A 12510-nucleotide genomic window follows, 5' to 3' on the forward strand; every position below is an offset into this window, starting at 1 on the left:
GTATCACCACTTCGTCGTGTCGTTACGCTTGATCACCTTTGCCGGTGCTTTTTTAGACTGGGTAAGGCTCAGTGCTTGGTCTCGAGTAACAGAGGCTGGTTGAGAAGAAATCTCATCGCTCTCTTCTGATGTACTCTCACGTTCATCGAAGACTAGCTGCACGTTGAGCAACCGGAGAACTTTGTATAAGCGCTCAACACTTGCACTACCGAGGTTTGACTCCAGTTGAGCATAATTTTGTTGGGTCACCCCTAACTTTTCGGCCATTGCCGTCTGAGTAAGACCCGCTTTCCGCCGAAATCCCTGGAGCAGTGGCTTTAATTGATCGATAGTCTGGATTGTGTACTGCATAGTCATCCTGTGGAGGCGTAGTGTGGAAGTTTAAGAATGCGCTAGCTAGCTCACAAGCTGCAGATTGTATTCTGAATTTACAATTTGTAGTTTGTAAATTCATTTTACAAGCTATTGCTAGTAATTGATATTAACAATCTATGGATTGTGGCTGCGTCTACTGATGTCCGCAAAAGGGGCTACCTTGGGTCAAATGAGCTGTAGAAGTTCAACGTTGACCCAACGAAGGTGACAGACTTTCGGCGACTTGCGCTCCCGTTGAAATCGCGTGGCCAAGCTAATGCAGAAGGCCGGCATGAAAGCACGTCATCGACCCCGCCGGCATCATGGTCAAGTTGCTGGAGAGGTTCACGCAATCGCACCGGACCTGCTGGACCGCCAGTTAGAAGCTAGCGAACCAGACCAGCAATGGGCAGCGGAATTTACATACGTATGGACTGGAGAGGGCTTGCCCTTTGTCGCCATGGTTTTCGACCTCTACTCGCGCCGTGCGGTCAGGTGGTCGATGCAAACGAGCATGACCTCGCAGCTAGTTATGGACGCGCTATTGATGGTAGTTTCGGCGTGGCCGGCCAAAGGAAATGCTACGTCACTCCGATCAAGGTCTCATGCCAGTGAGCTCTATCAGGGACCTGCTAACGCGCCACGACCTCGTTTGCAGCATGAGCCGGAAAGGCAACTGTTGGAACAATTCAGTCGCTGAGCGCTTCTTCCTGAACCTCAATGGAGCGTGTCTGGCAGCGGCAATACGCCTTCACGCTTCGTCGTCTGGCCATGAACCCATAAATAAGCGCGTCGTTCCGCCGCAGGTGCAGGTGCGTGTCTCGCTAAAGAACGCGCTGCGTGGGCGAGCGTATCCGTCCCGTGAGCAAAAATAGATGTGGCATGTGGTGCATTGATGCCATTTTGTACTTCTCGTCGCCAGGCCCCGTTTCAGCGTCCCGCAAACTGAGCACCTCGGCGTGAAGGTGTAGGTCACGCGCGCATTGTTGCCGGCATTGGTGTAGTGATTACCGTATTGCATTGCGACGAATTGATCTTGTCTATGCATGAATTTGGTGCCCTCCTTGTGCCTGTTCCGCTCGTCCAGTTGCGTTTGAGTTGGTGGAAGCTGGGAATATTTTGCCCGTGCTTGCGCGATCAGATTACGCGCCGTATGCGCGCTCAGCGGTGGCAGGTAGCCCGCCGCTTTACCGGGTTTGCAATAGATCGTGTTACCCTGATAGCGCGCGGCCTTGTGGTGACTGTCTGTCCACAGCACGGCGTCGGCGTTGAGGTACCAAGAATCGACGATTATGAGCCGTTGTGGAGCAACCTGGCGCTGGTCATGATCGCCGATCGTGCAGAAATAATGGACGATGTCGGTCTCGAATACATAACTGACCATTCGGTCGGACGGAAGATACCTGCGCAGCAGCGCGTAGGTCAGCGCAGCGTAGTCCTGGCACATGCCCACATACCGGTCGCCGAGGGCGGCCAACGTTACCTTAGGGCGGTGATGCGCCGCCGTGTGGCCATAGGATGCGCGGATCTGGTTGGTATTCTGCCGGGTCACGTGGTTGACAGCACCGATACCTGCCACGCGCATCTGGTTGCTGACTCCGAGGAACATCTCGCGGTCGGCCCAGACATCCTGAAACCTGTTGATATCTCCGGTGTGATTGATGGCAAGCGCTTCACGGCCGCGCACATTAAGAGGGACGGTTCCCAGGACCTCCTTCACCACCGCGATGATGCGCTGCGATTGTAAAATTTCCGAATACAACCGAGCATCATCAGTTTCGGGCATGACTGGCTCCTTCGCATTACAGACTGGGTATTGAGTTCTTCGACGGCGTATTCAATCTGAATTAAACCCGTTGCAACCACGATAGTCGTAACTTTCGGCAGCCGACAGTATCAACAGGTAACAGGCCTGTCGATGTGGACAGGGCGTTCCTCGCGCATTACCCGGCCCAATGCTTGTGACACCCAGGAACGGGACGCGTGAGCTATCGCGATAGTGCGAATGCGAAGTGAACCAGGACCCCGGGCAACCTTCCTGCGGGATCGAACCGCTGCCTCGGTGTCACAACGGTATCCTTTGGTTGCGTTAATACACCAATCTCAGCCTCGAACGTTGTCCAGCCTTAATGACCAAAAGGGATTTTTGTCGGCAGTCTAACTATCGTTATTTCATGATTTCACGACGGCGAGAAAGTGCCTTGCTACAGCTGGAGCGACAAAATTTGTTTACGTTGGGTTGACGTACGCAGATGCGGTGGAAGATTGATTACGCTCTAGAAGGGTTATGCGCAGTAATCTGTGTAAACGACGAAAGAAAGCCTGAAAATACAATGGTTCCACAGTGTGGCTACGCTTAGCTGCTCGAAATATCTCTCCCGCATCTTTCGGCCATGGCGCAGGCGTGATTCCAATCTTTACCTTATCTACTGGTGCCGGAGATGAAATTGCAGCGCCGACGAAGGTGTGGGGCGTCGTGGTTATCCAAACTTCCTTCTTACACGAGCGAAAAATGGCTGCCTCGAATAGCGTTCTGCGACAGGCGACCGCCATGTTCCTGGCAGAGATCGGCCAGCCGCATGCGCACCGCCTCCGGTACCTCGACCCGGCCGTGCCATTCGAAGTGGTGGTGAGAGACCTCCAGGCTGGCGTTGGCGTCCTGCTCGATCTTGCAGTGCAAGACCGGGTAGCCTGACTGGGACAGGTCGTGGGACAGCGCCCGTACAACAAGTTAGTTGCGAACTTACTTATGCGATATGATTCTTGCTCAATCGAAAAGAACTCACACAACTATTAATTGCGCACGACCTTTAACTTCATGAAACTCAAGAAAATATTCATTAAGGCTTTGTTGCTGGCTATCCCATGCACATCATTTGCCGCTTCATCCGATGCCCTGCAAATCGAAAGGATTGCAACTCAAGAAGACGGTACGGTGATTTTGTACGCGAAGAACGGTTGGGGCGCCTCAGCCACTAATGCCTGCTCAACCACCGGTGTGCTTGCCTTCAAGGCCACTACTGTTGGCGGTAAAGCCATGCTCAGCACTGCCTTGGCAGCGCAAATGGCGCAGAAGTTAGTGGTTGTCGCAACGAGCGATACCCTCTGCACAGCGGTGGGGGGCTGGGCCCCCACTGTGACGAGGGTTGACGTACTTTATTGAGCTAATGAGCGATGGAAAACGTTCTGTAAGCCAACGACTTACAGGGCGTTGTTTTACCTAGCAACGATTACTGTATCTCAAAACGGAATGTCGTCATCCATATCCGAGAAGTTCGGCGCTGGGCGTGGTGCCGGACGTGGTGCCGGTGCCGGAGCTGCCTGTGGACGTGGTGCCTGGCGTGGAGCAGGAGCGTCATAGCCCATGTCGTCGCCACCGCCCATGCCGCCACCCATGCCGCCGCCGGTATCGCCGCGGCCGCCCAGCATCTGCATGTTTTCAGCAATGATGTCGGTGGCGTATTTTTCGATGCCGTCCTTGTCGGTGTATTTACGGGTCTGCAGGCGGCCTTCCACATAGACGGAAGAACCCTTTTTCAGGTACTGGCCGACGATTTCAGCCAAGCGGCCGAAGAAGGAGATGCGGTGCCACTCGGTCAGCTCTTTCTGTTCGCCGGTGTTGCGGTCTTTCGAACGATACGAGGTAGCCACGGCGATGTTGGCAATCGCGTCACCGCTAGGCATGTAGCGGATTTCCGGATCGCGACCCAGATTGCCGACGATGATCACTTTGTTGACTGATGCCATTTATGAAACTCCTGAAGGAATGTGGGGGCCGTTTCGGACAGCCCCAAAACAACGGAGTTTACCCTAAATTAATAGTCCCTCAAATATCGCAAGGACTGACGCAGCTCAATTTGTTGTCGGGTTAGCGCGTGAGGGCTTCAGCAGGCGCAGGGCGATCACCAGGGCGCAGGAAACGGCGCCGCAGCCGGCCAGGTACACGGCGCTGACGCCGTGCTGGCCAGCCAGGGCGCCGGCCAGCGGACCGGTCAGGCCTAGCGAAATATCGAGGAAAGCGACATAGGCGCCCATCGCCGCGCCGCGGCTTTGCGGCGGGGTGCGCTTGACCGCTTCCACGCCGAAACCGGGGAAGGCCAGCGAGTAGCCAAAGCCGGTCAGCGCGGCTCCCGCATACACCAGCAGGGGTGCCGCCGCTTGCCAGATACACAATTGACCGGCCGCTTCGATCAGCACACACACCAAGGCCACGCGCGCACCGCCGATCCTGTCCGGCAGATGGCCAAACAGCAGGCGGGCGCCGATGAAGGCAATGCCGAAGGCGGTGAAGGCTAGCGATGGGCTGCCCCACTCCTTGGCCGTGAACAGCAGCGAGATAAAGGCGGTGATGACACCGAAGCCGACGCTGGAAAACGCCAGCCCCATGCCCGGCCACCACACGGCGCCCAGCACCTTGTAGAACGGGATACGGCGCGCGCTGGCTGGCGGCAGGCCCTTGATGCCGGCCAACACCAGCAGCGCCAACACCGGGGCCAGCATGCCGGCAAGCGCGATACCGTGGAAGCCGGCCTGCTGGTACAGCGCCATCCCAGCCGGCGCGCCAGCGGCGTAGGCGCCGTACATTGCAATGCCGACCCAGGCCATGACCTTGCCCGCGTTTTGCGGGCCGGCCAGGCCGACGCCCCAGCTCAAGGCGCCCGTGACGACCAGGCTTTCGGCGCCGCCCAGCAGGATGCGGCCGGCGATCAGCACGGCGACCGATGCTTCCGGCTGGTCGACCATGGAGAGCGACGCCAGGTAAGCCAGCGCGGAGGCAACGGCCAGGGCGAAGCCTGTCATCACGGCGCGCTTGGAGCCGCGAGTGTCGCACAGGCCACCGGCCCAAGCGCGGGTCAGCAGGGCCGCGACGAACTGGGCGCCGGCCACCACACCGACCATCAACGTACTAAGGCCGAGCCGGTCATGCACGTGCAGCGGGAGCGCCGGAAGGGCGATGCCGATGGCGAGGAAGCTGGCGAAAACCGCCAGCACGATAGGGAAAATCCTGGGTACTACATTGACGGCCTGCGTAGCAGCGGTCGGGGCGGGAGAAGCGAAATCTTTAGGCGGGCTCATATAAAAGCTTTCATAGTTGACAATGAATTCCGAGAATGCGAGCATTTGCTCACATACAGCCAAAATTTTAAAATCAACAACATCCCGCGAAAACTCGCATTCGAAAACGCCCATGGTCGACATCCCGCAACCCCGCAAAGCCCCGCGCCAGGCGCGTTCCCGAGCCACCGTGGAGGTGATCCTGGAGGCGACGGCTCGCATTTTTTCCGAGCATGGCTACGCCGGAACCAACACCAACCTGATCGCAGAGAAGGCCGGCATCAGCATCGGCTCGCTCTACCAGTACTTCAAGAACAAGGATGCGTTGATCGCGGCCTTGCACCAGCGCCACGCGGAGCAGGTGCAGCAGACCGTGGAAGAAGTATTGGCAAAGCCTTACGAGCCGACGCTGGCAGGGCACATCGGCGCCTTGGTGCGGGCGCTGCTGGCTGCCCACCTGCTGGAGCCCGACCTGCACAAGATGCTGGAGCTGCAATTTCCCTACTTCGACGCGCCGCAGTCGGAAAACGAGGCCGACCAGGGCATCTTCAAGCGCGTGCGCGCCCTGCTGGAGGACTGGCGGGCCGACATCGTGCCCCCCAACCTCGACATGGCCACCTGGGTTGTCTTGCAGATCATGGAATCGATGGTGCACGCGGCCGTCATCGAGGCGCCGGGCTTCGACATGGCCGACATCGAAGCGTCGATCAGCAACGCCGTCATGGGCTACCTGACGTACCGCCCAAATACTGGTAATATGTACAGTATTTGACGCTGGGCTTGGTGTATCCGGGGCGCGGCGCAAGAATTCATTCGACGCTATAGTATCGGGCTGACCCCGAAAGGTATCCACGCATGGAAGAAATCCGCATCCGCGGTGCGCGCACGCACAACCTGAAAAACATCAACCTCGACCTGCCACGCAACAAGCTGATCGTGATCACCGGCCTGTCCGGCTCCGGCAAGTCGTCGCTGGCGTTCGACACCCTGTACGCTGAAGGCCAGCGCCGCTACGTCGAGTCGCTGTCGGCCTACGCGCGCCAGTTCCTGCAGTTGATGGAAAAGCCTGACGTGGACATGATCGAAGGCTTGTCGCCCGCAATCTCGATCGAGCAGAAGGCCACCTCGCACAACCCGCGTTCGACCGTGGGCACCGTGACGGAGATCCACGACTACCTGCGCTTGCTGTACGCGCGCGTCGGCACGCCTTACTGCATCAACCACCCGGACCACGCGCTGGCCGCGCAATCGGTATCGCAGATGGTGGATGCCGTGCTGGCCATGCCCGAGGGCACCAAGCTGATGATCATGGCGCCGGTGGTTGCCAACCGCAAGGGCGAGCACGTCGACCTGTTCGAGGCCATGCAGGCCCAGGGCTTCGTGCGCTTCCGCGTGCAGAGCGGCACCCACGAGGCCAAGATCTATGAAGTGGACGACCTGCCAAAGCTGAAGAAGACCGAGAAGCACACCATCGACGTGGTGATCGACCGCGTCAAGGTGAATGCGGAGATCAAGCAGCGCCTGGCCGAATCGTTCGAAACCGCGCTGCGCCTGGCCGACGGCCGCGCCATAGCTTACGAAATGGATTCCGGCGCCGAGCATATTTACTCGAACAAGTTCGCCTGCACCACCTGCGGCTATTCGCTGCAGGAGCTGGAGCCGCGCCTGTTCTCCTTCAACAACCCGATGGGCGCCTGCCCCGAGTGCGATGGCCTGGGCCATATCGAGTTCTTCGACCCGCGCCGTATCGTCGCCTTCCCCAACCTGTCGCTGGCTTCCGGCGCGGTGAAGGGCTGGGACCGCCGCAACCAGTTCTACTACTCGATGCTGGCTGCGCTGGCGGCGTACTACGATTTCGACCTCGACACCCCGTTCGAGCAGTTGCCGGCGAAAGCGCAGGACGTGGTCCTGCACGGCTCCGGCAAGACCGCCATCCCGTTCACCTACATGAATGAACGCGGCAAGGCCGTGGTCAAGGAACATACCTTCGAAGGCATCGTCAACAACCTGCAGCGCCGCTACCGCGAAACCGATTCGATGGCGGTGAAGGAAGAACTGGCGAAGTTCATCAACGAGAAGAAGTGCCCGAGCTGCGAAGGCGCCCGCCTGCGCGTGGAAGCACGCCACGTGAAGATCGGCACCGGCAAGCAGGAGCGCGCGATCTACCAGATCGCCGACAAGCCGCTGCGCGATACCCTGTCCTACTTCGAGCAGTTGAAGCTGAAGGGCGCGAAGAAGGACATCGCCGACCGCGTGATCAAGGAAATCGTGTCGCGCCTGACCTTCCTGAACAACGTGGGCCTGGATTACCTGTCGCTGGAACGCAGCGCCGATACCTTGTCGGGCGGCGAAGCACAGCGTATCCGCCTCGCGTCGCAGATCGGCTCCGGCCTGACCGGCGTGATGTACGTGCTGGACGAGCCGTCCATCGGCCTGCACCAGCGCGACAACGACCGCCTGATCGACACCCTGAAACACCTGCGCGACATCGGCAACTCGGTGCTGGTGGTGGAGCACGATGAAGACGCGATCCGCACCGCCGACTACGTGGTCGACATGGGCAAGGGCGCCGGCGTGCATGGCGGCGACGTGATCGCCGCCGGCCCGCTGAAGGACATCCTGAAATCGAAGGAATCGCTGACCGCGCAATACCTGAGCGGCAAGCTGCAGATCGCCGTGCCGAAGAAGCGCCACGTGGCCGATCCGCAGCGCCAGCTGACCATCACCGGAGCTACCGGCAACAACCTGAAGAAGGTCAACCTGTCGCTCCCCGTCGGCCTGATGACTTGCGTGACCGGCGTGTCCGGTTCCGGCAAATCGACCCTGGTCAACGACACCCTGTACCCGGCCCTGTCGCGCCACCTGTTCGGCTCCCAGACCGAACCGGCACCGCACGACTCCATCAGCGGCCTGGAACATTTCGACAAAGTGATCTCGGTCGACCAGGCGCCGATCGGCCGCACCCCGCGTTCGAACCCGGCCACTTACACCGGCTTGTTCACGCCGATCCGCGACCTGTTCGCCACCGTGCCTGTCGCGAAAGAGCGCGGCTACTCGGCCGGCCGTTTCTCCTTCAACGTCAAGGGCGGCCGCTGCGAAGCCTGCCAGGGCGACGGCGTGATCAAGGTCGAAATGCACTTCCTGCCGGACGTGTACGTGCCCTGCGACGTCTGCCACGGCAAGCGCTATAACCGCGAGACGCTGGAAGTCCACTACAAGGGCAAGAGCATCACCGAAGTGCTGGACATGACGGTGGAAGATGCACACGAATTCTTCAAGGCCGTGCCGGTCATCGCGCGCAAGCTGCAAACCCTGCTCGACGTAGGCCTGGGCTACATCAAGCTGGGGCAGAGCGCCACCACGCTGTCCGGCGGCGAGGCGCAGCGCGTCAAGCTGTCGCTGGAACTGTCCAAGCGCGATACGGGCCGCACGCTGTACATCCTGGACGAGCCGACCACCGGCCTGCACTTCCACGATATCGACCTGCTGCTGAAGGTGATCCACCGCCTGCGCGACCACGGCAACACCCTGGTCATCATCGAGCACAACCTCGACGTGATCAAGACTGCCGACTGGATCGTCGACCTCGGTCCAGAGGGCGGCGCCGGCGGCGGCCAGATCATCGCCAGCGGCACGCCGGAGGAAGTGGCGGCCAACCCGGCCAGCGTGACCGGCAAATATCTCGGTCCCCTGCTGAAGAAGAAATAATGAGCCTGCATTCCGTCAAACACTTCCTGGCGCAGCACGCGCCGGACCTGGAAGTCATCGAACTGGCGGAAAGCACCGCGACCGTGGCCTTGGCCGCGGCCGCGCACGGCGTCGAGCCGGGCCAGATCGCCAAGACCCTTTCGCTGCGCATGAAGGACGGCGTCGTCCTGGTGGTGACACGCGGCGATGCGCGGCTGGATAACAAGAAGTTCAAGGCCCATTTCGGCGCCACCGCACGCATGCTGGGTGCGGAAGAAGTGGAAGCGCTGACCGGGCACCCGGTCGGCGGCGTCTGTCCTTTCGGCCTGCCGGGTCCGATTCCGGTCTATTGCGATGTGTCGCTGCGCAGCTACAAGGAAGTACTCCCTGCCGGCGGCGCAATCAATGCCGCAGTGCGCATCTGCCCCGAGCGCATGGCCGCCCTGACCGGTGCGCAATGGGTTGACGTGGCGCAGTAGGCTACTCCTGCGGCGTCGGGTACTGCCTGCCGTCGTAGTGCAGCAACTGCGTCGTGGGTTTCGCGCCAGGCTGGTCGGACTTGCGCGTGACCAGCAGGTCTGCATAGCCCTTGCTGCGCGTGGAAGCGATGGCTATGGTGGAGTTGAACCTTTCGATTTCGGGTGCAGGGCCATCTTCTTCCGCGCCCTTCTCCCATGGGTCGTTCAGCAAGCGCCAGCTCGCAATCGCCATGCCTGAAAGGACAGGACGGATCGCCTCCCCCTCGCGCACATACAGCGTGCGCATCGGACCATAGCCGCCATACTGGTAGCGCGGCTCAGTCGTGTTGAAATCGACGCCGAACGCGCGCAGGCCCGGCTGCAGCTGATAGCGGGCGGTATCGATCCTGATCCCTTCGCGATAGGTCTCAATGGCATCGCTCGGCACGGCAGCCCAATAACTGGCGACTACCGTGCTGCGCGGCTGGTCGAGCAGGGCAACAAGAATACGCCTCGTATCTTGCGCAATGCCGTCGTACACGAACACACCCAGCGTGTAGGATTCTTTTCCGGGCCATGGCTTGCAGGCGCTGGAAATGGCCGGCCTGTCGTCTTCGCTCTCCTGGCGTCTTCCGTTCGCCTGGAGGAAGCTGCCGGCAAGTTCTTGCAGCTGCTCGCTGCAGGCCGGGTCGCGTTCTGCGGCGATCGATGGCAGCGCCAGCATGGCAAGGGTTGCCGTACACACGGTGCGTTTGAAATCCATGGTCATCCCTTTGCTAGTCCATCTGCTGTGGCGCCGGATAGTGCTTGCCGTCGTAGCGCAACAACTGCGTTGTGGCCTTGACCTTTGGCTGGTCGGAACTGCGCGTGATGAGCAAGTCCGCGTAGCCGTTGCTGCGCGTGCCGGCAATGCCGATGGCGTAGCTGAAGGTCTCGGTTGCAGGCTCACGGTCCGGGTTCTCGCTATTGCCGGTTTCCCACGGCGCCCTGCCCGGCAGGTAGCGCCAGGACGAAACCGCCATGTCGGACAGGATCGGCCGGATGGCAGCCCCCTCGCGCACGTACAGCGTGCGCATCGGCCCGTAGCCGCCTTCCGCAGAGCGCGGGCTGTACGTGGCGACGTCGATGCCGAATGCGCGCAACCCTGGCTGCACAAAATAGCGTGCCGTGTCGAACTTGATTCCATCGACATAACGCGTGACCGCGTCTACCTCCACCAACGTCCAGTAGCTGGCGATTACCTTGCCTTGCGCCGGGTCGATCAAGGTGACGAGCATCTGCTTTTGTTCTTCTTTCTGCCCCTCGTAAATGAAGACGCCCAGCGTATAAGGTTCCTTGCCTGGCCAGGCCTTGCATGCACTGGCGACGCCTTCGGTGAGCTGGCGTTTCCGTCTCTTGCGCAGGAAGTCGCCAGCCAATTCGATCATCTGTTCGCTGCATACCTGGCGCTCGACCAGGTCCTGCTTTTCGCGCGCCAGCCTGCTCTTCTCTTCCGCTGCTTCGATTTCCTGCTGCTTGCGTTCCGCTGCCAGGAAGGCTGCTTTTTCCTCGGCCAGTTGACGGCACACATTCCACAAATCGTTGGCAGGGCTGTCGCCGCACTTCGCGCCCAGCGCTTGCCTCACTTCGTCGCGTGCGGGACCCGGTGTAGCAATGAACGCCAGCAAGCTTTCCAACGGCGCCAGCGCTTGCTGCGTAGCGGCCTGCACATAGCTTTCCGACAGGCCTTTCACATTCTCGAGGGCACGACAGCTGGTCTGCTCCCGTTCAAGCTTGCCCAGTGCATAACCCAGTAGCAGAGGAGCGGGCAGTTCCAGCATTTGTTCCGTAGACAGGAGGCAACCCTTGCTCGAGGCGCTTTCCCGGCCCAGTTGTTGCAACGCCGCCGGTTGCGCCTGAGGCGATGGCTGCATCGCGGCCAGTGCCATCCAGGGCGACACGATCCGTTTGCCCGCCGGGCTGAACGGGTTGTAGCCCTGGGGATTCGCCAGCAGCAGATCCAGCGCCACCGTCTTCGCCAGCAAGCGTTCCATTTCTCCGGCAGGCCACGCCTGAGGATGATCCAGCAGCGCCGGCACTTTCGCAGTCAGGTAAACCAGCTGCAGGAATGCGGCCTCGCGTTCGTCAAGCGACGTATCCTGCACTCGCGGGAAAAAGTAAGGCTCAAGCTTTTGCAGGATGCGTGGCAACTGGGCATGATGCGGATTCAGCTCGACCAGTGCCGGCAGAAGATGCACGCAGCTATCGGGCCCTTTGCGCTGGCAGCCGTTCGACAGCAGGAATTTGCTCAACCTGTCTTCGATAATGGCGGCCGATGCCAGGCCGCGTGCGGTTTCCGGCGAAGTTTCACTGATCCCGCCTACTTCTTCACGCTGTTTGCGCACGCACTGCCGAAAATCCAGGCCCGCGCCGGCCCGCCAATCCGCATTCTTCATCCCCCAGACCAACGGTTCCATGTGCTTGACACGCCAGGCCGCGGCAGGAAGGCATCGCAGGAAAGCGATTTGTGCGCCCGCTTCCTTGCCCCATTTTTCGTCCGCATAATAGACATGCAGGCTTTCGGCCGAACGCTGTCCTTCCCGCACAGGATCGTTGATCCGCTCTTCCGGCAGGATGCGTGCCCATACGGCCTGGGCCCTGGAAGGCGACTCGAGCCGGAAGTAGTCCCAAGCGCCGGCCTGGTCAATCAGCGGCTGCTTCAAGGTCCAGAATGTGGCCGCGAATTCCGGCATGTCCAGCAATCGGGGCAGTTTTTCCCGGTCAAGGAACTCCCATGGCTGGCCGGCCGGATCTTCGCGGCGGTAACGGCGACGCGCTTCCGCCATGACGGCAGAGAATTCTTCTGTGCTCAGCGGCTGCAGGCGCGGTGCACCGTCATCGCCGGACGCCGCTGAACCACCGGCAGCGCAGGCGAGCACCAGGCCCAGGCCAGTCAAAATGGATTTGCTCATAAACG

At 60.2% G+C, this 12510-nt stretch carries 11 protein-coding genes; 5 read left to right on the forward strand and 6 right to left on the reverse strand.

Features of this window, described 5'->3' with window-relative positions:
- Window positions 1-3 precede the first annotated feature (3 nt).
- Together ACN9MY_RS00480 and ACN9MY_RS00485 are read right to left on the reverse strand one after the other, a co-directional pair.
- Window positions 4-351 carry a helix-turn-helix domain-containing protein gene (locus ACN9MY_RS00480; protein WP_426319853.1) on the reverse strand — a complete coding sequence of 116 codons (348 nt, stop codon included), beginning with the start codon at window positions 349-351 and terminating at the stop codon, window positions 4-6.
- Between the two features lie 754 nt (window positions 352-1105).
- Complete coding sequence (locus tag ACN9MY_RS00485) at window positions 1106-2140, reverse strand: hypothetical protein (RefSeq protein ID WP_426319855.1); 1035 nt, start codon at window positions 2138-2140, stop codon at window positions 1106-1108.
- A gap of 726 nt (window positions 2141-2866) precedes the next feature.
- Here ACN9MY_RS00485 and ACN9MY_RS00490 point away from each other — a divergent pair.
- Both ACN9MY_RS00490 and ACN9MY_RS00495 read left to right on the forward strand, forming a co-directional pair.
- Complete coding sequence (locus ACN9MY_RS00490) at window positions 2867-3049, forward strand: hypothetical protein (RefSeq protein WP_426336705.1); 183 nt, start codon at window positions 2867-2869, stop codon at window positions 3047-3049.
- A gap of 123 nt (window positions 3050-3172) precedes the next feature.
- On the forward strand, window positions 3173-3517 hold the full coding sequence (locus ACN9MY_RS00495) for a hypothetical protein (protein WP_426319859.1): 345 nt from the start codon (window positions 3173-3175) through the stop codon (window positions 3515-3517).
- Window positions 3518-3594: 77 nt separating this feature from the next.
- Here the strand turns inward: ACN9MY_RS00495 and ssb are convergent, their stop codons facing one another.
- On the reverse strand, window positions 3595-4101 hold the full coding sequence (gene ssb, locus ACN9MY_RS00500; protein ID WP_130316421.1) for a single-stranded DNA-binding protein: 507 nt from the start codon (window positions 4099-4101) through the stop codon (window positions 3595-3597).
- A gap of 105 nt (window positions 4102-4206) precedes the next feature.
- Complete coding sequence (locus ACN9MY_RS00505) at window positions 4207-5430, reverse strand: arabinose transporter (RefSeq protein WP_426336706.1); 1224 nt, start codon at window positions 5428-5430, stop codon at window positions 4207-4209.
- Window positions 5431-5542: 112 nt separating this feature from the next.
- Here ACN9MY_RS00505 and ACN9MY_RS00510 point away from each other — a divergent pair, with 112 nt between their 5' ends.
- From ACN9MY_RS00510 to ACN9MY_RS00520, 3 genes are all read left to right on the forward strand, one after another.
- Window positions 5543-6181, forward strand: coding sequence for a TetR/AcrR family transcriptional regulator (locus ACN9MY_RS00510; RefSeq protein WP_426166482.1), 639 nt, complete (start codon window positions 5543-5545; stop codon window positions 6179-6181).
- 83 nt (window positions 6182-6264) lie between these two features.
- Window positions 6265-9117: an excinuclease ABC subunit UvrA gene (gene uvrA / locus ACN9MY_RS00515; RefSeq protein ID WP_426166484.1), complete on the forward strand. Its 2853-nt coding sequence runs from the start codon at window positions 6265-6267 to the stop codon at window positions 9115-9117.
- Window positions 9117-9575: a YbaK/EbsC family protein gene (locus ACN9MY_RS00520; protein WP_426166486.1), complete on the forward strand. Its 459-nt coding sequence runs from the start codon at window positions 9117-9119 to the stop codon at window positions 9573-9575. Before uvrA ends, ACN9MY_RS00520 begins: the two co-directional genes overlap by 1 nt.
- 1 nt (window position 9576) lies before the next feature.
- Here ACN9MY_RS00520 and ACN9MY_RS00525 read toward each other — a convergent pair whose 3' ends face one another.
- Both ACN9MY_RS00525 and ACN9MY_RS00530 read right to left on the reverse strand, forming a co-directional pair.
- Window positions 9577-10317, reverse strand: a complete 741-nt coding sequence (locus tag ACN9MY_RS00525; protein WP_426166488.1) for a hypothetical protein — start codon at window positions 10315-10317, stop codon at window positions 9577-9579.
- Window positions 10318-10330: 13 nt separating this feature from the next.
- Window positions 10331-12505, reverse strand: coding sequence for a hypothetical protein (locus tag ACN9MY_RS00530; RefSeq protein ID WP_426336707.1), 2175 nt, complete (start codon window positions 12503-12505; stop codon window positions 10331-10333).
- Window positions 12506-12510 lie beyond the last annotated feature (5 nt).

The sequence above is a fragment of the Pseudoduganella sp. R-31 genome (genome assembly GCF_049913235.1).
Taxonomy (GTDB): Bacteria; Pseudomonadota; Gammaproteobacteria; order Burkholderiales; family Burkholderiaceae_D; genus Rugamonas.

What these genes read in the sequence shown, in the direction of transcription:
- ssb (WP_130316421.1), bottom strand. Translation starts at nt 4,101, where the DNA reads ATGGCATCAGTCAACAAAGTGATCATCGTCGGCAATCTGGGTCGCGAT.
- uvrA (WP_426166484.1), top strand. Translation starts at nt 6,265, where the DNA reads ATGGAAGAAATCCGCATCCGCGGTGCGCGCACGCACAACCTGAAAAAC.
- ACN9MY_RS00510 (WP_426166482.1), top strand. Translation starts at nt 5,543, where the DNA reads ATGGTCGACATCCCGCAACCCCGCAAAGCCCCGCGCCAGGCGCGTTCC.
- ACN9MY_RS00480 (WP_426319853.1), bottom strand. Translation starts at nt 351, where the DNA reads ATGCAGTACACAATCCAGACTATCGATCAATTAAAGCCACTGCTCCAG.
- ACN9MY_RS00530 (WP_426336707.1), bottom strand. Translation starts at nt 12,505, where the DNA reads ATGAGCAAATCCATTTTGACTGGCCTGGGCCTGGTGCTCGCCTGCGCT.
- ACN9MY_RS00505 (WP_426336706.1), bottom strand. Translation starts at nt 5,430, where the DNA reads ATGAGCCCGCCTAAAGATTTCGCTTCTCCCGCCCCGACCGCTGCTACG.
- ACN9MY_RS00485 (WP_426319855.1), bottom strand. Translation starts at nt 2,140, where the DNA reads ATGCCCGAAACTGATGATGCTCGGTTGTATTCGGAAATTTTACAATCG.
- ACN9MY_RS00490 (WP_426336705.1), top strand. Translation starts at nt 2,867, where the DNA reads ATGGCTGCCTCGAATAGCGTTCTGCGACAGGCGACCGCCATGTTCCTG.
- ACN9MY_RS00495 (WP_426319859.1), top strand. Translation starts at nt 3,173, where the DNA reads ATGAAACTCAAGAAAATATTCATTAAGGCTTTGTTGCTGGCTATCCCA.
- ACN9MY_RS00520 (WP_426166486.1), top strand. Translation starts at nt 9,117, where the DNA reads ATGAGCCTGCATTCCGTCAAACACTTCCTGGCGCAGCACGCGCCGGAC.
- ACN9MY_RS00525 (WP_426166488.1), bottom strand. Translation starts at nt 10,317, where the DNA reads ATGGATTTCAAACGCACCGTGTGTACGGCAACCCTTGCCATGCTGGCG.